An 18,289-nucleotide genomic window follows, 5' to 3' on the forward strand; every position below is an offset into this window, starting at 1 on the left:
ATTCAAATGTATCTTGGTCTCGACTTCGGAACTTCTGAAATCAAAGCGCTACTGACCGACGAACATGGCCGCATTGTTCAGGCACACGGTGTGCCTCTGAGCATTCAGCGGCCTCATTTGCATTGGTCTGAACAAAATGCGGAAGAATGGTGGCGCGCTACCAACCTTTTGATTGAGGAAATGCGGGAAAAAAGCGGCGATGCGTGGCGGCAGGTTAAAGCCATCGGCCTTTCCGGCCAGATGCACGGTGCCGTGTTGTTGGATGCTTCTAATCGGCCTTTGCGCCCTGTTATTTTATGGAACGATACGCGCAGCGCTGCTGAATGCAGTGAATTGGAAGCGCTGGTGCCTGATTTGCATACCATCACGGGTAATCTGGCCATGCCCGGCTTTACTGCGCCGAAATTGTTATGGGTTGCCAAACACGAGCCCGAAGTGTTTTCTCAAACGGCTACCGTGTTGCTGCCCAAAGATTATATCCGCCTGATGATGACGGGTAAAAAGGTGTCGGAAATGTCTGATGCGGCAGGCACTTTATGGCTGGATGTGGCCAAACGCGATTGGTCCGACCAAGTATTGGCCGCTTGCGGTTTAAATCGCGGCCACATGCCTGAGTTGATTGAGGGCAGCGAAAGCAGCGGCACTTTGTTGCCCACTGTTGCGAGGCAATGGGGATTGGCAGAGGGCGTGATTGTGGCGGGCGGCGGCGGCGATAATGCAGCTAGTGCCGTTGGTGTCGGAGCGACGCAAGCGGGCGACGCGTTTATTTCGCTGGGCACTTCCGGCGTGGTGTTTGTGGTTAACGATAGCTACCGGCCTGCACCTGAAAATGCGGTGCATTGCTTTTGCCATGCATTACCGCAGCGTTGGCATCAAATGAGTGTGATGCTGAGCGCGGCGGCCTGTTTGAGCTGGTATTGCAAGCTGATAGGGGTTAAAGAGCTCGAATTGTTGGGTGAAATCGTAACTCTGAGCGACGAGGATAAAAAACATGCGCCGATTTTCCTGCCTTATTTGTCGGGCGAACGTACGCCGCATAACGATGCGAAAGCATCGGGCATGTTTTACGGCATCCGCCATAGCGCCAATCGCGCAGTAATGGGCTATGCAGTGATTGAGGGGGTGAGCTTCGGCATTGCCGACGGCGTTCGTGTGCTGCAAGAGAGCGGCACGGTTATTCAGCAAGCCTCGCTATTGGGTGGCGGCGCTCGAAGCCATTTTTGGGCGCAACTGTTGGCAGATATTCTGAAAATCGATATTGTGACGCATAAAGGCGGCGAAACGGGCGGCGCACTCGGTGCCGCCAGATTGGCCGCGCTTGCCTCGGGTAAAAGCGAAGCCGAGGTATGCGAAAAACCTGAAACCGATAGTATTTATCGGCCGAATCAAGCGCGGTTTGCCGATTTGGATGAGCGTTATGCGCTGTTTCGGGCTTTGTATCGCCATGATCTGATGTTCCGCCAACAGGAGACGGCTGAATGATAACCTTATATGCGCTTAAACAATCTCGCGCCTACCGCATTGCTTGGCTGCTGGAATTGCTTAACTTGGAATATGATGTCGAGATTATCGATCGCCAATTGGAAACCGGATTGGCGCCGGATTCCTTGCGCAAGATTCATCCTTTGGGTAAATCGCCGATTTTGAAAGACGATTCTCTCGTGTTGGCTGAAAGTGGGGCGATTGCCGAATATTTGGTTAGTCGTTACGGTGCGGAAAGTGCGCTGAAACCGGCTTCAAATAGCGATGCTTTTCCGAATTACCTTTTCTGGCTGCATTATGCAGAAGGCTCTTTGATGCCTTTGTTGGTTATGTCGCTTGTGTTCCGCCGGGTGGATGAAAAGAAAATGCCTTTCTTTATCAAGCCCGTTGCTCGAAAAATTACCGACGGTGTACGCGAATCTTTTCTTCATCCGCAGCTGCAGTTGCATCTTCAATATGTGGAAAGCCGGTTGGCAGGTAAGCAATGGCTTTTGGGCGACACTTTAACCTTGGCTGATGTTATGATGAGCTTTCCGCTACAAGCCGCTACGCAACGGACATCATTGGATTTACCGCATATCACCGATTATGTTCGCCGTATCGAAGCAAATCCGGCCTATCGGAGGGCAGAGCAACGCATCGGGAATTTCAGCCTGCTTTAACCCTATTCGGGTTTTCAGACAGGCATTATTTCCATTATCATGGATTTTTCAACTGTTTCTACACATTACAACGATAAACGTCTTTAACGCTTGTCTGAAATTTTCAGACAGCCTTTTCTAAGTCTAAAAACGAATAGAGGTGTTTATATGAATAATTTAGAAACCGAAACCAAACAATGGCTGGGAATGCCCCTGAATCTATTATGGGGCTATATTGCCATCGCTTTATTTATGACCGGCGACGGCTTTGAGCTTGCGTTCTTATCCAAATACATCACAGATTTGGGCTTTAGTGAAGCACAATCGTCTTTTGTTTTTTCCATATACGGGCTGGCCGCCGCACTCTCTGCATGGGTGTCGGGCGTGTTTGCCGAAATCATTACACCGCGCAAAGCGATGATTCTCGGTTTCTTGATGTGGTGCGTATTTCATACTTTGTTTCTGATCTTTGGCTTAGGGCATAAAAGTTATCCGCTGATCTTGCTTTTCTACGGCATACGGGGATTTGCCTATCCGCTTTTCCTCTACTCGTTTATCGTTATGATTGTTCAGAACGTTAAAAGCACCCAAATCAGCCCGTCGATGGGTTGGTTCTGGACAACGTATTCAATAGGCATCGGCGTGTTCGGCAGCTACATCCCCAGCCTGACCATTCCTGCAATTGGCGAAATGAGCACTTTATGGCTGGCGCTGGCTTTCTGTATCGCAGGCGGCTTGATTGCATTGCTGATGTTGCGCAACGTGAATTCAGATTCGCATATGCATGATTTGCCGATGAAAGAAAAATTTTCCGAGCTTAGCAGGGCGATTACCTTGCTAATCACCAACCGCAATATTTTGTTTTCAAGTTGGGTACGCATTATCAACACCTTATCACTGTTCGGTTTTGCCGTAATCATGCCGCTTATGTTTACCCGCGAACTCGGCTTTACTACTTCGCAATGGCTGCAAATATGGACTGTTTTCTTCGCCACCACCTTGGTTTCCAACGTTTTCTGGGGCATTGTCGGCGAAAAATTGGGTTGGATGAAAGTTGTACGCTGGTTCGGCTGCATCGGCATGGCACTTTCCACTTTAAGTTTTTATTACTTCCCACAGTATTACCATAGCGTTGCCGCAGCAAGCAGCAATGGAGCCGGCACCGCTGAATTTATGATGGCATGGATTCCTGCTATTTTGCTGGGTTGGTTTGTTGCCGCCTTCGTTCCGATGACGGCCGTATTTACCACCTTAGAGCCTAAGCACCAAGGCGCCGCGATTTCCGTATACAACCTTTCCGCCGGGCTATCTAATTTTCTGGCGCCGGCCATTGCCTCGATTCTGTTGCCCAGCTTCAGCTTCATCGGCGTTGTGTATGCTTATACTGCATTGTATATTTTCGCTTTTTTTATTACTTACTTTATTAAAGTGAAGCAGCCTGGTTTTGACACGGAGAAAGCCTGATAAAAAAAGCCTGTCTGAAATTTTCAGACAGGCTTTTCAAATTTACAAACTAGCCTAGAAAATATATATTTAGCAAACACTGAAATAAGGAGATATGTCACTAGAAATTAACAATCAAAAAAACAAAAATAGAAAAAACTAAACACAAGAAAGGAAACGGCTTATGAATAAGCGCAACGAACAAGGTTATATTCATCAGGTAGCAACCCTTGCAACCATCGCTATGGCCATAGGATTTTTCTACTTAGGCTATCAGATGTTGACAAGCAATCCGGAAATAAAAGGAACGCAAAGGTACCTCAGCCAGATAACCGAAGAGGCTGGCAAAAATTTAAGAAGTGCCATTCCATCGGAAGATGGCCGAAAAGTCATCTATACGGGTGATAAAAATGCCCCTCGAATGGAACTTTATTCAGGCAAAATACAGCCTGTCTATCCTCAGATTGCCTTGAAAAACGGATACGAAGGGTTTGTTACCTATAAAGTTGATTTAGATAAATACGGCCTTAAAGAATCTATCAAAATTGCGCAAACAAGCGGTTATGAAAGCTTGGATACAGCGGCACTGAAGGCAATAGAAAGCTCAGTGTTTACGCCACCTAATTTATTGGTTGCCGAGCCCAGCACTTTATTCATTACCTGCGGTTTCCAAAACCGTCTGGCAAGTTGTTTATACTGAAATATAGTGTTTGGTTGCTTTAACAGAAAATAAAAAACAAGCCTGTCTGAAATTTTCAGACAGGCTTGTGCTTTAATGAATACTCATGATGGTTTTGGCATCATTTTTTGTCCATCATTCCCTGGTAAATCTTTAGCTTGTTTGTCAGATACTCTTGATGCGCGGCCAGTTGAGTTTGCAATTTAGCCAAATATTGCTGATGTTCCAGCAATATTTGGTAGCGTTCGGCCATGGTTTTATCACCCATATGACGCAAACGAGCATAGTTTTTTATTTGAGCCAGCGGCATATTGGTTTCTTTTAAACGCACAATAAAAGCGACCCATTCAGCATCGCGTTCGGTATAGCAACGGTAGCCGTTGCTATCTCGCTCCGGCTGAAGCAATCCTTCTTTTTCATAATAGCGTAAAGTATCGACGGAAAGGCCGGTTTGTTTTGAGAATGCTTGAATTTTCATAAATAAGCTGCTTGACTTGGAGTTTACTCCATAGTTTATCTTGCTATGGCAATTTTGCAAATGACTATGGAGAAGCAAAAATGTTAAGCAACCAAGATTTATTAGCTCGCGGCTTGGAGAAACTCAATGCAATCGACGGCTCGGCAGGGGAGGCAGTAGTATCCAATCTGGCTGGTATCGCGCCGGATTTGGCGCAATATATTATTGGCTTTGCCTTTGGCGAGATTTATTGCCGCCCGCATCTTGATGTTCAGGAGCGGGAGCTGATTACTTTGGCAACTTTAGCAGCGCAGGGCGGTTGTGAAAAACAGCTCTCAGTGCATATTCATGCGGCGCTGAATGTCGGCATTACGCGTGAAAAAATCATCGAAACATTTATGCAATGTATTCCGTATCTTGGCTTCCCAAAAGTGTTGAATGCGGTGTTTGTGGCGAAAGAGATTTTTGGAAAGTAATAGAAGCGAGTTTACTCTAGGAAATATTGAAAGTTTCTGCTATTTGATAGCGTACTTATCTATAAATCTATAAAGAAAGCCTGTCTGGAAATTTCAGACAGGCTGTTAGGTAAAGCAGGGTCTTACGAGTATGGACTCAGCACTCACAGATTGAATAAGTGGATGCACAGAAAAAGGATAAGTGCCGTTTTATTCCGGCAAGGCATTCCATCCTATCAGTTGTGTTGTTGGGCGGCGCAAGGTACGGTGACCTGGCTGAATACCTTTGCCGATGGCAATCATCATCAGATCGATATAACGATGAGGAATGGCAAAAGCCTCGCGTAACAAAGTTGGCTGATAGCCGCTCATCGGGCAAGTTTGCCAACCGGCTTCTTCGGCAACCAGCATAAAACTCATCGCAAACAAGCCAATATCCATTCCGATGGATTTCAGGGTGTCGGTTTCCTGAAAAGGCTGATAGAAGCCGACGGCAGCTTGAATGAGAAAATCACGTATTTCCGCATTGAAGCAACCTTCTTTGTACTCCTCTTGATGGATACGAGTCAAATTTTCCACTTCATAGGCTTCGCGGTCTGCAAGCACGACAATAATCGCGGAAGCCGTCATGACCTGTTGCTGATTAAAAGCAATCGGCAAGAGTTTTTCACGTAGCGCTTGCTCAGTAATCACCATAAAACGCCAAGGTTGGGCATTGTTGCTGCTCGGTGCGCGGCTGGCGGTATCCAGTAATTGAGTTAGCGTTTCTGTTGCGATGCTGGCATTGGCATCAAAATGGCGGGTGGAACGACGTTGAGTCAATAGCTCGGATATATGCATGGTATTTACCTTGTTTGATAAATAGAGCTGTATTGTAATTTGCTGAAATTAAAAATAAAATAAGGAACTTTGAGGTTGGATAGTTACCTTTGGGTAGTTTTTTAACGATAGCAACGGGTTAGCGATGAAAAAAATTTCAGCTATTGAAATGACCATGCAATTGGTTGGCGGCAAATGGAAATGTTTGATTTTGTATTATTTAAGCAGAGGTACCAAGCGCACGCGCGACTTGCTGCATCATTTAGACGGGATTAGTCAGAAAGTATTATCAGAACAATTGCGTCAGCTGGAGGCAGATGGTTTGATTGAGCGGGAAGCCTTTGCTGAAGTGCCACCACGGGTGGAATACCGCCTGAACGAAGAAGGATGGACATTTATACCGGTGCTGCGTGCGATGTGCAATTGGGGCAAAGAATATGATGGACGCCACGAACAGCGAGTCACGATTTGTAATGATCAACGAAGCTTTTTAGGTGACGATGTTTGAAGAATTATTGTGCAGTTATGGTAAAGGCTGCCTGAAAGTTTTCAGGCAGCCTTTTTATATTGGAGAATGCTTAGGTGACCTGCTTCACGATATCAATTGTTACGCCGCTTGGATCACGTAGGCAAAAATGTGTTTGCCCCCATTCCTCAGTAGTGAGCGGATAATAAATATCAACGCCTGCATTTTGTAAACGTGCATATTCATTTTCAACATCATCTACTTCCAATGTGTAAATTATGCCTTGACCGCTAAATTCAGCATGGAGTTCGGGCGGTTGATTTTGCTAATTTGGCAACATAAGGCCAATTTCTATGCCACTAGCTTCGTGTAATAACTGTTTATACCAATCAGCTTCAAATACGGTCGTAAAACCGAACAAATCAACGTAAAACGCTTTGCATTCCTGTATTTTTCGGGTGATGGTTACGGGATAAATAGCTTTCATAATTTTCTCTCTTTGTCATTTAGGGGTAATAATTTTATCGATGGTGGAACAATGTTGTTAAAAGTCGATTCTTAAAATCAGGAAAAATACTTGTTCAAATACACCAGATAATCTTCTGCACTTTGCTTAACGAGTTTTATGCCGGCTTCGTCATATCCGTCATTGCTATCAATTGTGTGGAAAGCGAAGAAGGGCTGGTAATCCGCATTAATATAGTTGGCAATTAACTCAAAGGGACGGAGCACTGCATCTAGTTCATAACCGACAGCGCCGTCTTTTTGATAATCTGCAGCAGGCGCGCCTAATGAAACAGCCAGCCCAATTTTCTTATTCGCTAAAGCCTTGCCCGTAGAGCCGTATGCCCAGCCATAAGTCAGCACTTCATCAAACCATTGTTTCAGTAATGGCGGGCAGTTGAACCAATACACCGGAAACTGGAACACGACGTTATCATGCGCGTCCACCAGCGTTTGTTCGCGCGCAACATCAATATTGCTGTTGGGATATTCGCGGGAAAGTTCGTGTACGGTAAAACGCTCAGGATATTCGCGTATTTTCTCCAACCAGTGTTTATTAACGGTAGATTGCTGTATGTCAGGATGTCCTGAAATGATGAGTGTTTTTTTCATATTTTCTCCAAAGGGCGATGATTAAATGTGAGGTTGCGGCTGCTTGACTGAATGACCTGCAAAAATGCTCCCCATAACATAGCGTGCAATAGTGTATTGATTTTATTGATGTAAGGTATTAAATATGATTAAGAGATATGATTTTTCTCAAGCCTGCCTGAAAAGTTCAGACAGGCTTTGCGATAAAATCAACACGCCTGCTGCATCGAAAAGACGGTGATTTTATAACAGAGATATTTTCAAGCATTAGGCTTTAACAATAGGGCACCATAATTCCATCGTATAGTCAGGACTATTGGTGTCCCCTTCGTTATAAACTTCGAAATCAGGTTTGCCTGAATGTGCGTATCCATGTTGCGGAAAAAAGACTTCCATCAGGTATTTCCAACCTTGTTGAATACATTCTGGTACAGACCCTTTTAAGGTAACAACCGCATACTCTTCTTCGCTAATTTCTAATATTTCAAGCCCCATTTCTTTTGCTTTGGCAATATCGGTTACTTCATAACCCGCCATATAGTTGATATAGCCAGACATATAATTCGTTGGGTTAACATTTCCATTATGATGGCATACTCCATAACTTTGCCCGTTACCGAATTCAGTAAGTTTAGACAGCTCTTCATGCGTATATTTTTTAAATAAATCTTCCCATAATTTAGGATATAGTGAGCTATCTGTACAAGCAACGTTATTTATTATCATACCGGCAACTTTAAATCCGGGCTTTCTTTGAATTTTAATGTTCATATTGCGACCTCCGCTAATACTAAGTACTAATTGAATGCAAGGAAATAATTTAAAAGGCTTCCCTTTTCTAATTTCTGTAGGGGTAAATCCATGATAATTCTTAAAAGCAAAACCAAAGGCATCAGATGAGACGTATCCATACTTAATAGCAATGTCAATGATTTTCAGGTCTGTTTCTCTTAAATCTATTGCTGAGCGTGTCAATTTTCGGCATCTGATATATTCCGCTAAGGTTTGGCTGGTTAAAATGGAAAATATCCGACTAAACATCGGAAAAGAATATCCCGAAATACAGGAAATTTCCTTTTCATCAATGCTATCGTCTAATACGGTTTCTATATATTGAATCGTATTGTTGAATGATTCCATCATATTCATAAAATAATACCCTAACAGCTAATGATTTTATAGTACATTCTGACCTACTTGTCTTGAATTATAGACTATGCCGATATGAAATACGCTAGATTTATTGTACAAATTATATCGTGTGGAAAGCACAGCTAATAATGTCGTGCTATATAGGATTGACAGTTATCAGGTAATGCATTTACGATGATGGAAGGATATGGTTTGTTTAAAATCCTGTCTGAAAATTTCAGACAGGCTTTCTTAATACCGACTAAATTTGAATATTTGCAATCCCTACCAACCGCTTACCACGACTTTGCCTACCATATCGCCCCGTTCTACAAGCTCATGTGCACGGCGTAGATTCTCGGCATTGATGCCTTGGATTTCGGTAGTTAAGGTGGTACGAATTTTGCCCGCATCAATCAGTTTGCCAACTTCTTGTAAGATTTCACCTTGTCGTGCCATATCTGCCGTCTGAAACATGGGGCGGGTAAACATAAATTCCCAGTGTAACGACAAACTTTTGCCTTTCAGCGGATTGACGTCCAATACTTCAGGATCGTCAATTAAAGCAATTCGACCTTGCGGGGTAATCAGCTCAACGATTTGCTTCAAATAGGTTTCGGTATGATTGGTCGAGAACACAAAAGAAGGTTTGCCTATATTTAATGCCTCTACTTGCGGTGTTAAGGGCTGATGATGATTAATGATAAAATCGGCTCCCAACTCCTCAACCCACTGTCGGCTTTCTTGACGCGATGCAGTAGCGATGATTTGCGTATCGGTTAAGACTTTAGCAAGCTGAATCGTCATCGAACCGACACCGCCGGCGCCACCAATCAACAGCAATGCATTTGCGCCGCCCGAAACGACGCGTTTCATGTCGAGTCGGTCAAACAAAGTTTCCCACGCCGTCAGAGCGGTAAAGGCAAAGCCGCTGCCTGCGCAAAACTAAGCGTTTTGGGTTTGTGGGCGACAATACGTTCGTCCACTGCTTGTAATTGTGCATAAGAACCTGGTCGATTGATTACGCCGGCATAATAAACTTCATCGCCGGGCTTGAAATTTTGTACTTCACCGCCGATTGCTTTGACCACGCCGGCAGCATCCCAGCCAAGAATACGATATGCACCTGCTGCCGGTGTATGCGAGGCACGCACCTTTACATCGGCAGGATTCACTGAAACCGCTTGTACTTCTACCAAAATATCGCGCGGATTTAGCTCAGGTTCGGGTAGATCAATATCCAATAATGATTCGGCTTGCATAATCGGTAAAGGGCGATTGAAACCAATGGCTTTCATAATAATGCTTCCTTTTTTGTTAGAGAAGTTGTATTGTAACCAGACGCATCATTATGCAAAAGAACGCACTTATTTTTCAGATAGTTACTTAAAAGATACTTAAAAGCCATGAGCAAAATTCCCCATCAGACTTTTGATTGCAGTGAGGGCTGCTCCGTTGAAGCTGCGCTTTCCGTGATTGGCGGCAAATGGAAAGGCACGATACTTTATCGCTTGTTTAGCGATGAAGTTTTGCGCTTCAACGAAATTCGCCGTATTTTACCTGAGCTGTCGCAACGCACCTTAACCGCACAATTACGTGCCTTGGAAAAAGACGGCATCATCTGCCGCACGATATATCCCGAAGTACCACCTCGAGTGGAATATCGACTGACTGCCTACGGCGAAACATTGCGCCCAGTGATTATGGCTTTGAAAAACTGGGGCGATGTACATAAAGCCCGCATGGCGCCGACTTCAACCAATGAATCATTACAGTCTGAATGAAAAAAGCACTGCTGTCTAACGATGAATATAGTTGGTTGCAATCTGTTCCAATAACGTGCCTGTGATTATAAAATATTCCTATTCCTCTCCCAGCACTTCTACCAAAAAATCAGCCACAGCCCTTACACTGTTGATACGGCGTACATCTTCGTGCATCACCATATATAAGGTTTCGTGCTTCATTTCAGGGGTGTCACTATGAATGGCAACCTGCACCAAATTATCATCACCTTTGGCGACATCACTTGGTAAAAAGCCGATGCCCAGGTTTGCCAACACGCCTTGTTTGATAAAACTAAAATTATTACCAGTCATAATAATAGGAGAGTCACCAATAATATTGGCAGCCCATTGTGTATGGGCATAATTTAAAGACAAAGTTAGAAATTGCCATTGGTGCCGGGCATGGGTGTTTAAATAATTTTTGCTGGCATAAAAAGCAAAATAGAAGTGCCGCAGCCTGCGAAAGGTCAAATCGTTTTCCTGTGGTTTGACAGACCTTAATGCGATATCAGCCTGCCGTTCGTGCAGATTAACCAGAGCAGGGATGCCTTGTAAAATCAATCGAATATGAGAATGGCGGGCATAAAATTCAGGCAACTTGGGAATCAGTGAATATATCATCACGGTCGGCGGTGCGGTTACTACGACTTCGGAAACTGCTTCAACCCGCTCTCGTGCCAGCCTCTGCAAAGCTTTCATGTCTTTTTGCACCAAGGTGGCGTGATGGTAAATGCGTTCGCCGTCTTCGGTAAGCAGATAGCGCTTGCCAATGCGGTCGAACAAGCGCAAACCTAGTGACTCTTCCAGTTGCATAATGCGACGCGATACCGTGCTGTGCTGTACATCTAAAGCATCGGCAGCAGCAGTTAAAGTTTCATGCTCAACCAAAGCCACGAAATAGGCGACATCATTCCAATCCATTTTTTAATTTTCGTGCATAAATTATCAATTATTGCCAATATAACAGCTATTATTCGATTTTTAAACAACTTAAACTACAAACAACTATCAATTAATAGATTGTTAGAGCAAATTATTATGAAAAAAATTTCGAAAAAATATACGGGTTGGGTTGCTACGTTTTATACAACGTTGTTGATGTCGCTGCTTATGTGCATATTACTGGTGGCGATTAATACAGACATAGACTCTGGATATTTCATACGGGTGCTAAAAGCGTGGGAATTGGCTTTTCCTGCGGCTTTTTTTATTTTCCCGACATTGCGCCCATTGATTGCAAAATTAGTCGAATGGAGCACTGATAGGGCGTAGCACTTTGCTAAAATAGCTTTCACTCGGTTACCCTAAAGTATTACTATAGGTTATAGTTTCTAGTTTGGCTTTTGCATAATATTTTTTATAAACTGATGCCATCATTTTCCATTTGTTTCAGCAACATGGCTAATTTTTTCTGAGGATCAAGCAGTGGATCGAGGATGTAAGCAACCATTTCTTCTGCGGAGCGAGCAACATCGTCTTCACTAGCACTTACGGCACCATGAAATATAAAAGAAGGTAGGAATTTGGTTTGCACCAAATTAGCCGTTTGTTGTAATGGTTTGAGAAATTCACTCATAGAATAGCCGTTATAGCCACCTGCTTGATAGGAATCAGCCGGACCTCCGGTAGAAATAACAGATACCCACTCTTTGCCTGCCAATGCGTTACCTTTCGGACCATATGCCCAATTGTAGGTAAAAACATCATCTATCCACTGTTTCATTAATGGTGGTACGGAATACCAGTAAAACGGATTCTGGAAGACCAATCGGTCATGTGCGAGCAAGGCAGATTGCTCCGCGGCAATATCAATTTTGCCGTCAGGGTAAATTTCATCAATATGCCGAACAGTTACATTTTCTTCTTTAGCCAGACGAGCCAACCATGCTTTGTTAACAACCGATTTATCAAGGTTGGGATGAAATGCGTTGACAAGTATTTTCATTTTGGAAACTTCCTTTCTTATCTGTTTGATTTGATAAACAGAATATATTGCATATGGCATGAATGTCAACGTATACTTTACGTTCTCAGGTGCTTTGGATGCATTGTAATTTTAAGATTGTTGATTTATGCCTTCTACGAGTACTCAGTGGCTTTGTAATTGATGATTTGTGTTAGATGGTCTTAACCTCATTTTCCTATATCTATTTTGACATTTCTGAATTTACCTCATATAGATAAGCCTGTTTCAGCTTTTATCTTTCTGATATAATTATAATTATTTATAAATCAGAGTGATTTTATGCAAATGCACTGGGGCTTTCTGGCAGTTGCCATTGTCAGTGAAGTGTTCGCCTCTTCCATGCTCAAATTAAGTGACGGTTTTTCTAAGCCACTGCCTACGGTGAGCGTGGTGGGTGGTTTTATTGTGTCGTTTTATTTTTTTTCGCTGGTTCTGAAAACCATGCCGCTGGGAACGGCTTACGCTGTTTGGGCGGGTTTGGGTTTGGCGCTGACTTCGATGGTGAGCATCGTATTTTTTGGTCAGAAACCCGATTTGATGGGAGTAATCAGTATCGCGTTGATTTTGCTTGGTGTGGTGTTGCTCAATACCATGTCGAATATGTCAGGACATTGATTTTCAGACAGCCTTAACATTTTGTATAATATCAAAAATTTAAAAATGGACGCCACCTTTTTGAAAATCAGCTGAATTGAGCTTAACGGAAACCAAAAAATCAGGTTGGAGCGACTTGGGTATCAAAGAAGAATGAAATTAATGATGATAAAGCCTGTCTGAAAATTTCAGACAGGCTTTTATCTTAAAAAATTGGAAGATACTGTTTTATGCCCGTTCTTTACGCAATCCGTTTTTGCCATTTTCCCATAAAATACTGAATAATACGCGCCATGCACTTAATTTAGAGTTGGGTGATTTTCCTTGGGAAATACGTTGCATCTGCTTCATATACCAACCCATTTCCAATATTGAAGCGAGTTTGGCATCAATTTTCTTTATGTCGGTGCGGATAGGGGGCAGGTCTAGCGTTTGATAACTGCCTGAAAAAATCCTGTTAGGCAAATCCGGTTGTATGGCAAAAGGTTTGGCCAATCCTACAAAATCCACTCCGCCATCTTCCAACGCATCTTCCATCGCTTTTTGTGAACGAAATCCTCCTGTTACCACCAAAGGCGCTTTGCTTACCTGACGGGCTTGGGTTGCATAAGCCAGAAAATATGCCTCTCGTTTTTTTGTGCTGTCTTTTACGCCTTCCAGCATGGCGGGGGCTTCATAGTTTCCGCCGGAAATTTCGATAAAATCGATATTTTCATCTGATAATGTTTTGATTACTTGCATCTAATGTTTTGATTACTTGCATCGAATCTTCTTCGCTAAAGCCGCCTTTTTGAAAATCAGCCGAATTGAGTTTAACGGAGACCAAAAAGTCTGGTTGGGTGCGACGGCGAATTTCATGATAGATTTCCAATAAGAACCTCATTCTATTTTGTAAGCTGCCTCCCCATTGGTCTTCGCGACGATTGTGATGCGGGGAAAGAAACTGGCTGATAAGGTAGCCGTGTGCCGTATGAATTTGCACACCTGAAAACCCTGCTTTTTCTGCAATGGCAGCGGCGTTTCCAAAGCGTTTAATCAAATCTAAAATCTCTGTTTCGGTTAAGGCTCGGGGTGGGTTGAAAAAAGCTTCCACATTGCCTTGCATCGGAATGGCACTCGGGGCGACCGGCGTTGGCGATAAATCTTTGGGAGATTGTTTGCCCGGATGATTAATCTGCATTAAAAGCAGGGTATCGTTTTTTGTGCCGGCTTTCGCCCAATTTTCCAATAATGGTAAGTCTCGTTCATCTTCGATGACGACGTCGTTTTGCGAACCTAGCGCTTTGTAATCAACCATCACATTGCCTGTTATGGATATGCCAACACCACCCAAAGCCCATGTGCGGTAAAGTTCGGCATATGCTGCATCAGGTTGATTTCATTGGGTAATTTGTTCGCTCATCGCTGCTTTGAACAAACGGTTTTTAGCGGCAATGCCATTCTGAAAAAAAAGCGGTTGGTTAAGGTTGCTCATTTGAAATCCTGTTTTATAAAGTTGATTGATGCAGTTTAACTCTGATTATTGTATCTAGTCAATCTCTAATTATTAGAGTTTTAAAATTATTTTTGCTACAATAACAATTTAAATTTTTCTACAGAAAAAAATAGCAATGAAAACCAATGATTTAAACGATAACCTTTGCCCTGTTGCAACCGTACTCAGCGCTCTTAACGATAAATGGACAGGGTTGATCTTGCGTAATTTGTTTCTGGGTAAGTGCAAATATAATGAATTGCATCAAGGCAGCAACATCACTCACAGCACTCTTTCTGCTCGTTTGAAGATGTTGGAAGGCAATGGTTTGATTGAAAAGAGCCTTTATCAAACCGGCCCGGATCGTTATGAATATCATCTGACAAATCGAGGTCAAGATTTAATCTGGGTGATATTGGCTATGACGCAAGTGGGTAGAAAATGGAATGTTTATAATGAAAATACTTCTCCGTTGAAGATTATTAATCAAGAAACAGGCAATCAGGTGCGTTTGGCTGTGTTGGATGAAATCAATAATGAAGAAATTGATTTGATGCAATTGGGCATCACAGCGGAGTAAAGTTAATTAGGATCAATAAAGCCTGTCTGAAAATTTCAGACAGGCTTTTTTTATCAATCTCAAACTTACTGATTTTCGCTTAAAGATTTAATTTGGTATTTCTCGAAATGCTCTGCTAAAAAATCAATAAAGCATTGTGTTTTTGCCGGCAATAAACGTGTGGTGGTGATGGCGTAAACGGGAACAGTTGCGGTCTGCCAATCCGGCAGAATGTTTTGCAGCTTCCCTGTAAGGGTTTGGTGTTGGCTCATAATTTCAGGCAACAAGGCGACGCCTAATCCTGCTAATGCGATTTGCATGTTCATATTGGGGCTATTGCTAAGAATATCTCCGCCCACTTTTATTTCCTCGACCTGATTGCCATTGAGCAGACGCCATGTGTCAGCAAATCCTGCACGGAAACGCAGGCATTGGTGGTTTTTCAGCTCGTCAGGTGTTTGCGGTATGCCGTGTTTATCAAGATAAGCCGGAGCAGCATAAAGGCGGCTCGACATTCGTGCCAGAACACGGCTAATAAGCCCTGAATCGGGTTGCTCGCCCGCTCGTATGGCAAGATCAAAAGCATCGCTGATTAAATCAACTTTTTGTTGGTTTAAATCGAGTTCCAAGCGTATTTTGGGATAACGTCGGCAAAATTCAGGCAGAAGCGGCGCAATAAATATCTGTGCTAAATCTACCGGCAGGGCTATACGTAATAATCCGGCCGTTTCGTTTAGCAAGTCGTCCAGTTGCTGATGGGCTTGCTGTGCTTCTTCCACAATACGCGCCGCCCGTTCGTAATACAATGCGCCCGCTTCGGTTAATGCAATCTTTCGTGTGGTGCGATTCAACAGGCGTAAACCGATATGCTGCTCCAGTTGGCTCAGCCGTAAGGATAGCGTGGATTTGGACATGCCGACATTTTCCGCCGCTTTGCCAAAACCTTTTGCTTTTACGATTTCGACAAACAGCTCCATATCATTCAATAGTTGCATTTTGCGCTCGATATTGTTCTAAATTTCAAACAGTGTTTTCTATATTAGCTTATTTATCATGAAATTAAAACAAACTATACTGAGCACATCTGAATTGAACAGTACAACAGGAGCGTTCCCATGAAATTATTACAATCGGCCACCCTTGGCAAATTTCATTTGAAAAATCGTATGGTTATGGCGCCAATGACCCGTAGCCGAGCAACGCCAGACGGCATACCAACTGCCATTATGGCTGAATATTATGCTCAGCGCGCATCGGCAGGGTTAATTCTATCTGAAGCGATTAATATTTCACCCGATGCCGTCGGCAGCCCGTTTACGCCCGGTTTGTATACAGAAGCACAAATCAGTGCTTGGAAAAACATAACCGATGCGGTGCATGCCAAAGGCGGTCTGATTTTTGCCCAGCTTTGGCATACAGGGCGTGTAGCACATTCTATCGACCGCCAAGGCGTGCAACCTGTTGCCCCGTCAGCCATTAAAATTGACGGGGTACAGCACTTCACCTCGCAAGGCGTACGGAATTATGAAGTGCCCCGAGCTTTAAGCCTGTCTGAAATCAAACAAACAATTGCCGACTATGCCCAAGCCGCACGCAACGCCATCGCTGCCGGTTTTGACGGTGTCGAGCTTCATGCCGCCAACGGTTATCTGCCGCAGCAATTCCTTGCCGACAGCAGCAATACGCGCACCGATGAATACGGCGGCAGCATTGAAAACAAAGCGCGTTTTACCTTGGAAGTGATGCAAAAATTGATTGATACAGTAGGCGGAGAAAAAGTGGGCATAAAAATCAGCCCGTTGCATCCCTATGCCGGCATCGCTTTTGATAACCCGATTGCCTCTTATGCTTATTTAATCAATGAGTTGAACAAATTAAATTTTGCCTTTGTCGAACTGATGAAACGCGGCCCGACGTTTCCGCTGCTGTCGCATTATCCGCAAGATGATGAAATCGAGCTGTTCGGCAAGCTGATCAAGCAACCATTGATTGCAGGGACTGCCTACACCTTGGCAAGCGGTGAGGCAGAATTGGAAAAGGGCATTGCCAGCTTTATCGCCTATGGCGCCCCTTTTATTGCCAACCCGGATTTGCCGCACCGTTTCGAGTTGAATGCCGAATTAAACCAAGCCGACCCATCCACCTTTTTTGGTGGCGGCGAAAAGGGTTATACCGATTATCCGTTTTTAGATTGATTTTTATATTTTTCTGTAAATTAAAAGCCTGTCTGAAAATTTCAGACAGGCTTTTACAAATTAGGTTTCCTGCCGTGTCGGGAGTACGGTAATTTCATTCAAAACGAATAATGACAAACAAGAGTGCTGTCGTTACCTAGAAATCATCCTGTTTCAAAGTTTCAGACAGGCTTTATTAAAAACAATGCAAATGATTTAAATAATATCCAACACCTTATCAACATTGAAGCGAATTTTTTGCTGCTGTTCACCTGCAGGTTTGCCTATGGCTATCAGCAAAACAGGCAAATAGTTTTCAGGCAGCGACAAGGCCCTGCTCACCGCTTCTGTGTCAAAACCACCCATGGGACAACTTACCCATCCTTGTTCCTGTGCGGCATGCTAGCTTGTACCGAAGGCTGTAACTTTTCAGACAGGCTTTGATAGCCCAACAAATCTCCGCTAACCGCAATCACTGCGGCCGCCTGCAGGATTTTCGGCTGAGAAAAAGCGGCTTCAAAAAGGGCTTGTTTTGTTGCTGTGGAACGAACAGCTGTGAAATGCCAATTCTGCAAGTTGTAGCCTGTTGGGGCTCGGCAAGCTTTCTCAACCAACGCCTTTAATTCACTATCGCTAATGGTACCACCGGCAGAAGTATTAGTGGATACGTGTTCTTTCAATAAATCAAATAAGTAACTCATTGATGCTCCTTAAGCTGAGCAGTTTGTAGCGCGCGCTGCACACCGAAAATCGAAAGCAACGCCAAGGCCAAACCGATCAGGGATTTGATATCCAATGTTTGATTGAGAAACAACCAACCCAGTACAAATGCGCAAATCGGGCTGAGCAAACCTAGCGAAGACACCACGGCAAGTGGCAACTTGCTGATACCTCGAAAAATTAATACATAAGCCAATACAGCACCAAACAGACAGAGATAAAGATAGCCACCGATATTGGCGAGCGTCAAAGCAGGTAGAGCCGGTTCCAGCCACCATGCAATAGGTAATAAGCACAAGCCGCCAAACAATAGTTGCCAGCCGGTAAGTGCTAAAACGGGCAATTGT

The 18,289-nt window shown here is 43.7% G+C and carries 25 protein-coding genes and 1 pseudogene; 11 read left to right on the forward strand and 15 right to left on the reverse strand.

Annotated features, from left to right (window positions below):
* Positions 1 to 6 precede the first annotated feature (6 nt).
* The 4 genes from xylB (at position 7) to Q4A84_RS06025 (ending at position 4,266) form a co-directional block, all read left to right on the forward strand.
* Positions 7 to 1,482, forward strand: a complete 1,476-nt coding sequence (xylB, locus tag Q4A84_RS06010; protein ID WP_303088025.1) for a xylulokinase — start codon at positions 7 to 9, stop codon at positions 1,480 to 1,482.
* Positions 1,479 to 2,144: a glutathione S-transferase gene (locus tag Q4A84_RS06015; RefSeq protein WP_303088026.1), complete on the forward strand. Its 666-nt coding sequence runs from the start codon at positions 1,479 to 1,481 to the stop codon at positions 2,142 to 2,144. Before xylB ends, Q4A84_RS06015 begins: the two co-directional genes overlap by 4 nt.
* A 147-nt stretch (positions 2,145 to 2,291) precedes the next feature.
* Positions 2,292 to 3,587, forward strand: coding sequence for an MFS transporter (locus Q4A84_RS06020; protein ID WP_303088027.1), 1,296 nt, complete (start codon positions 2,292 to 2,294; stop codon positions 3,585 to 3,587).
* A 163-nt stretch (positions 3,588 to 3,750) separates the two neighbouring features.
* Positions 3,751 to 4,266: an energy transducer TonB gene (locus tag Q4A84_RS06025; RefSeq protein ID WP_303088028.1), complete on the forward strand. Its 516-nt coding sequence runs from the start codon at positions 3,751 to 3,753 to the stop codon at positions 4,264 to 4,266.
* Between the two features lie 100 nt (positions 4,267 to 4,366).
* Here Q4A84_RS06025 and Q4A84_RS06030 read toward each other — a convergent pair whose 3' ends face one another.
* Positions 4,367 to 4,723, reverse strand: a complete 357-nt coding sequence (locus Q4A84_RS06030) for a MerR family transcriptional regulator (protein ID WP_303088029.1) — start codon at positions 4,721 to 4,723, stop codon at positions 4,367 to 4,369.
* A gap of 80 nt (positions 4,724 to 4,803) precedes the next feature.
* Between Q4A84_RS06030 and Q4A84_RS06035 the strand changes: the two genes are divergently transcribed.
* Complete coding sequence (locus Q4A84_RS06035) at positions 4,804 to 5,178, forward strand: carboxymuconolactone decarboxylase family protein (RefSeq protein WP_303088030.1); 375 nt, start codon at positions 4,804 to 4,806, stop codon at positions 5,176 to 5,178.
* Between the two features lie 189 nt (positions 5,179 to 5,367).
* Here Q4A84_RS06035 and Q4A84_RS06040 read toward each other — a convergent pair whose 3' ends face one another.
* A complete protein-coding gene (locus Q4A84_RS06040) occupies positions 5,368 to 5,997 on the reverse strand; it encodes a nitroreductase family protein (protein ID WP_303088031.1) in 630 nt (209 codons plus the stop codon).
* 124 nt (positions 5,998 to 6,121) lie between these two features.
* On the opposite strand from Q4A84_RS06040, the gene Q4A84_RS06045 reads away from it, so the two are divergent.
* Entirely contained in the window at positions 6,122 to 6,484 is a 363-nt protein-coding gene (locus Q4A84_RS06045) for a helix-turn-helix domain-containing protein (RefSeq protein ID WP_303088032.1), read from the forward strand.
* A gap of 70 nt (positions 6,485 to 6,554) precedes the next feature.
* On the opposite strand, the gene Q4A84_RS06050 is transcribed toward Q4A84_RS06045, so the two are convergent.
* From Q4A84_RS06050 to Q4A84_RS06070, 5 genes and pseudogenes are all read right to left on the reverse strand, one after another.
* Positions 6,555 to 6,710, reverse strand: a complete 156-nt coding sequence (locus Q4A84_RS06050) for a VOC family protein (protein ID WP_303088033.1) — start codon at positions 6,708 to 6,710, stop codon at positions 6,555 to 6,557.
* A gap of 57 nt (positions 6,711 to 6,767) precedes the next feature.
* Positions 6,768 to 6,929: a hypothetical protein gene (locus Q4A84_RS06055; protein ID WP_303088034.1), complete on the reverse strand. Its 162-nt coding sequence runs from the start codon at positions 6,927 to 6,929 to the stop codon at positions 6,768 to 6,770.
* A gap of 77 nt (positions 6,930 to 7,006) precedes the next feature.
* Complete coding sequence (locus Q4A84_RS06060; protein WP_303088035.1) at positions 7,007 to 7,558, reverse strand: NAD(P)H-dependent oxidoreductase; 552 nt, start codon at positions 7,556 to 7,558, stop codon at positions 7,007 to 7,009.
* A gap of 246 nt (positions 7,559 to 7,804) precedes the next feature.
* Positions 7,805 to 8,686, reverse strand: coding sequence for a GyrI-like domain-containing protein (locus tag Q4A84_RS06065; RefSeq protein ID WP_303088036.1), 882 nt, complete (start codon positions 8,684 to 8,686; stop codon positions 7,805 to 7,807).
* A gap of 267 nt (positions 8,687 to 8,953) precedes the next feature.
* Positions 8,954 to 9,966, reverse strand: a pseudogene (locus tag Q4A84_RS06070) (zinc-binding alcohol dehydrogenase family protein).
* 108 nt (positions 9,967 to 10,074) lie between these two features.
* Here Q4A84_RS06070 and Q4A84_RS06075 point away from each other — a divergent pair.
* The gene (locus Q4A84_RS06075; RefSeq protein WP_303088037.1) at positions 10,075 to 10,452 is read left to right on the forward strand and encodes a helix-turn-helix domain-containing protein; all 378 of its coding nucleotides are present in this window, start codon (positions 10,075 to 10,077) and stop codon (positions 10,450 to 10,452) included.
* Between the two features lie 78 nt (positions 10,453 to 10,530).
* Here Q4A84_RS06075 and Q4A84_RS06080 read toward each other — a convergent pair whose 3' ends face one another.
* Positions 10,531 to 11,376: a LysR family transcriptional regulator gene (locus Q4A84_RS06080; protein ID WP_303088038.1), complete on the reverse strand. Its 846-nt coding sequence runs from the start codon at positions 11,374 to 11,376 to the stop codon at positions 10,531 to 10,533.
* A 117-nt stretch (positions 11,377 to 11,493) separates the two neighbouring features.
* Between Q4A84_RS06080 and Q4A84_RS06085 the strand changes: the two genes are divergently transcribed.
* Complete coding sequence (locus tag Q4A84_RS06085; protein WP_303088039.1) at positions 11,494 to 11,727, forward strand: DUF2798 domain-containing protein; 234 nt, start codon at positions 11,494 to 11,496, stop codon at positions 11,725 to 11,727.
* 85 nt (positions 11,728 to 11,812) lie between these two features.
* Here Q4A84_RS06085 and Q4A84_RS06090 read toward each other — a convergent pair whose 3' ends face one another.
* Complete coding sequence (locus Q4A84_RS06090) at positions 11,813 to 12,400, reverse strand: NAD(P)H-dependent oxidoreductase (protein ID WP_303088040.1); 588 nt, start codon at positions 12,398 to 12,400, stop codon at positions 11,813 to 11,815.
* A gap of 300 nt (positions 12,401 to 12,700) precedes the next feature.
* Here Q4A84_RS06090 and Q4A84_RS06095 point away from each other — a divergent pair, with 300 nt between their 5' ends.
* Positions 12,701 to 13,036, forward strand: a complete 336-nt coding sequence (locus tag Q4A84_RS06095) for a multidrug efflux SMR transporter (RefSeq protein WP_303088041.1) — start codon at positions 12,701 to 12,703, stop codon at positions 13,034 to 13,036.
* Between the two features lie 207 nt (positions 13,037 to 13,243).
* Here the strand turns inward: Q4A84_RS06095 and Q4A84_RS06100 are convergent, their stop codons facing one another.
* Both Q4A84_RS06100 and Q4A84_RS06105 read right to left on the reverse strand, forming a co-directional pair.
* Positions 13,244 to 13,756, reverse strand: a complete 513-nt coding sequence (locus Q4A84_RS06100; RefSeq protein WP_303088042.1) for a hypothetical protein — start codon at positions 13,754 to 13,756, stop codon at positions 13,244 to 13,246.
* Positions 13,728 to 14,348 carry a hypothetical protein gene (locus tag Q4A84_RS06105; RefSeq protein ID WP_303088043.1) on the reverse strand — a complete coding sequence of 207 codons (621 nt, stop codon included), beginning with the start codon at positions 14,346 to 14,348 and terminating at the stop codon, positions 13,728 to 13,730. Before Q4A84_RS06105 ends, Q4A84_RS06100 begins: the two co-directional genes overlap by 29 nt.
* A 277-nt stretch (positions 14,349 to 14,625) precedes the next feature.
* On the opposite strand from Q4A84_RS06105, the gene Q4A84_RS06110 reads away from it, so the two are divergent.
* Positions 14,626 to 15,069, forward strand: coding sequence for a helix-turn-helix domain-containing protein (locus Q4A84_RS06110; protein WP_303088044.1), 444 nt, complete (start codon positions 14,626 to 14,628; stop codon positions 15,067 to 15,069).
* Between the two features lie 65 nt (positions 15,070 to 15,134).
* Here Q4A84_RS06110 and Q4A84_RS06115 read toward each other — a convergent pair whose 3' ends face one another.
* Positions 15,135 to 16,043, reverse strand: coding sequence for a LysR family transcriptional regulator (locus tag Q4A84_RS06115; protein ID WP_303088045.1), 909 nt, complete (start codon positions 16,041 to 16,043; stop codon positions 15,135 to 15,137).
* Positions 16,044 to 16,163: 120 nt separating this feature from the next.
* Here Q4A84_RS06115 and Q4A84_RS06120 point away from each other — a divergent pair, with 120 nt between their 5' ends.
* Entirely contained in the window at positions 16,164 to 17,243 is a 1,080-nt protein-coding gene (locus tag Q4A84_RS06120; protein ID WP_303088046.1) for an alkene reductase, read from the forward strand.
* 195 nt (positions 17,244 to 17,438) lie between these two features.
* Here Q4A84_RS06120 and Q4A84_RS06125 read toward each other — a convergent pair whose 3' ends face one another.
* The 3 genes from Q4A84_RS06125 to Q4A84_RS06135 form a co-directional block, all read right to left on the reverse strand.
* Positions 17,439 to 17,588: a hypothetical protein gene (locus Q4A84_RS06125; RefSeq protein WP_303088047.1), complete on the reverse strand. Its 150-nt coding sequence runs from the start codon at positions 17,586 to 17,588 to the stop codon at positions 17,439 to 17,441.
* A gap of 8 nt (positions 17,589 to 17,596) precedes the next feature.
* Positions 17,597 to 17,923 carry a nitroreductase family protein gene (locus tag Q4A84_RS06130; protein ID WP_303088048.1) on the reverse strand — a complete coding sequence of 109 codons (327 nt, stop codon included), beginning with the start codon at positions 17,921 to 17,923 and terminating at the stop codon, positions 17,597 to 17,599.
* A partial coding sequence (locus Q4A84_RS06135; protein ID WP_303088049.1) for an EamA family transporter occupies positions 17,920 to 18,289 on the reverse strand: 370 nt, incomplete at its 5' end. The genes Q4A84_RS06135 and Q4A84_RS06130, both read right to left, overlap by 4 nt.

The sequence above is a fragment of the Neisseria sp. genome, assembly GCF_030527965.1.
Taxonomy (GTDB): domain Bacteria; phylum Pseudomonadota; class Gammaproteobacteria; order Burkholderiales; family Neisseriaceae; genus Neisseria.

Excerpts from the sequence above, each read along its gene's own strand:
- Q4A84_RS06030 (WP_303088029.1), bottom strand. The coding sequence starts at position 4,723 with ATGAAAATTCAAGCATTCTCAAAACAAACCGGCCTTTCCGTCGATACT.
- Q4A84_RS06120 (WP_303088046.1), top strand. The coding sequence starts at position 16,164 with ATGAAATTATTACAATCGGCCACCCTTGGCAAATTTCATTTGAAAAAT.
- Q4A84_RS06125 (WP_303088047.1), bottom strand. The coding sequence starts at position 17,588 with ATGGGTGGTTTTGACACAGAAGCGGTGAGCAGGGCCTTGTCGCTGCCT.
- Q4A84_RS06040 (WP_303088031.1), bottom strand. The coding sequence starts at position 5,997 with ATGCATATATCCGAGCTATTGACTCAACGTCGTTCCACCCGCCATTTT.
- Q4A84_RS06080 (WP_303088038.1), bottom strand. The coding sequence starts at position 11,376 with ATGGATTGGAATGATGTCGCCTATTTCGTGGCTTTGGTTGAGCATGAA.
- Q4A84_RS06035 (WP_303088030.1), top strand. The coding sequence starts at position 4,804 with ATGTTAAGCAACCAAGATTTATTAGCTCGCGGCTTGGAGAAACTCAAT.
- Q4A84_RS06020 (WP_303088027.1), top strand. The coding sequence starts at position 2,292 with ATGAATAATTTAGAAACCGAAACCAAACAATGGCTGGGAATGCCCCTG.
- Q4A84_RS06025 (WP_303088028.1), top strand. The coding sequence starts at position 3,751 with ATGAATAAGCGCAACGAACAAGGTTATATTCATCAGGTAGCAACCCTT.
- Q4A84_RS06090 (WP_303088040.1), bottom strand. The coding sequence starts at position 12,400 with ATGAAAATACTTGTCAACGCATTTCATCCCAACCTTGATAAATCGGTT.
- Q4A84_RS06130 (WP_303088048.1), bottom strand. The coding sequence starts at position 17,923 with ATGAGTTACTTATTTGATTTATTGAAAGAACACGTATCCACTAATACT.
- Q4A84_RS06110 (WP_303088044.1), top strand. The coding sequence starts at position 14,626 with ATGAAAACCAATGATTTAAACGATAACCTTTGCCCTGTTGCAACCGTA.
- Q4A84_RS06045 (WP_303088032.1), top strand. The coding sequence starts at position 6,122 with ATGAAAAAAATTTCAGCTATTGAAATGACCATGCAATTGGTTGGCGGC.
- Q4A84_RS06055 (WP_303088034.1), bottom strand. The coding sequence starts at position 6,929 with ATGAAAGCTATTTATCCCGTAACCATCACCCGAAAAATACAGGAATGC.
- Q4A84_RS06065 (WP_303088036.1), bottom strand. The coding sequence starts at position 8,686 with ATGAATATGATGGAATCATTCAACAATACGATTCAATATATAGAAACC.
- xylB (WP_303088025.1), top strand. The coding sequence starts at position 7 with ATGTATCTTGGTCTCGACTTCGGAACTTCTGAAATCAAAGCGCTACTG.
- Q4A84_RS06115 (WP_303088045.1), bottom strand. The coding sequence starts at position 16,043 with ATGCAACTATTGAATGATATGGAGCTGTTTGTCGAAATCGTAAAAGCA.
- Q4A84_RS06095 (WP_303088041.1), top strand. The coding sequence starts at position 12,701 with ATGCAAATGCACTGGGGCTTTCTGGCAGTTGCCATTGTCAGTGAAGTG.
- Q4A84_RS06060 (WP_303088035.1), bottom strand. The coding sequence starts at position 7,558 with ATGAAAAAAACACTCATCATTTCAGGACATCCTGACATACAGCAATCT.
- Q4A84_RS06015 (WP_303088026.1), top strand. The coding sequence starts at position 1,479 with ATGATAACCTTATATGCGCTTAAACAATCTCGCGCCTACCGCATTGCT.
- Q4A84_RS06100 (WP_303088042.1), bottom strand. The coding sequence starts at position 13,756 with ATGCAAGTAATCAAAACATTATCAGATGAAAATATCGATTTTATCGAA.
- Q4A84_RS06075 (WP_303088037.1), top strand. The coding sequence starts at position 10,075 with ATGAGCAAAATTCCCCATCAGACTTTTGATTGCAGTGAGGGCTGCTCC.
- Q4A84_RS06085 (WP_303088039.1), top strand. The coding sequence starts at position 11,494 with ATGAAAAAAATTTCGAAAAAATATACGGGTTGGGTTGCTACGTTTTAT.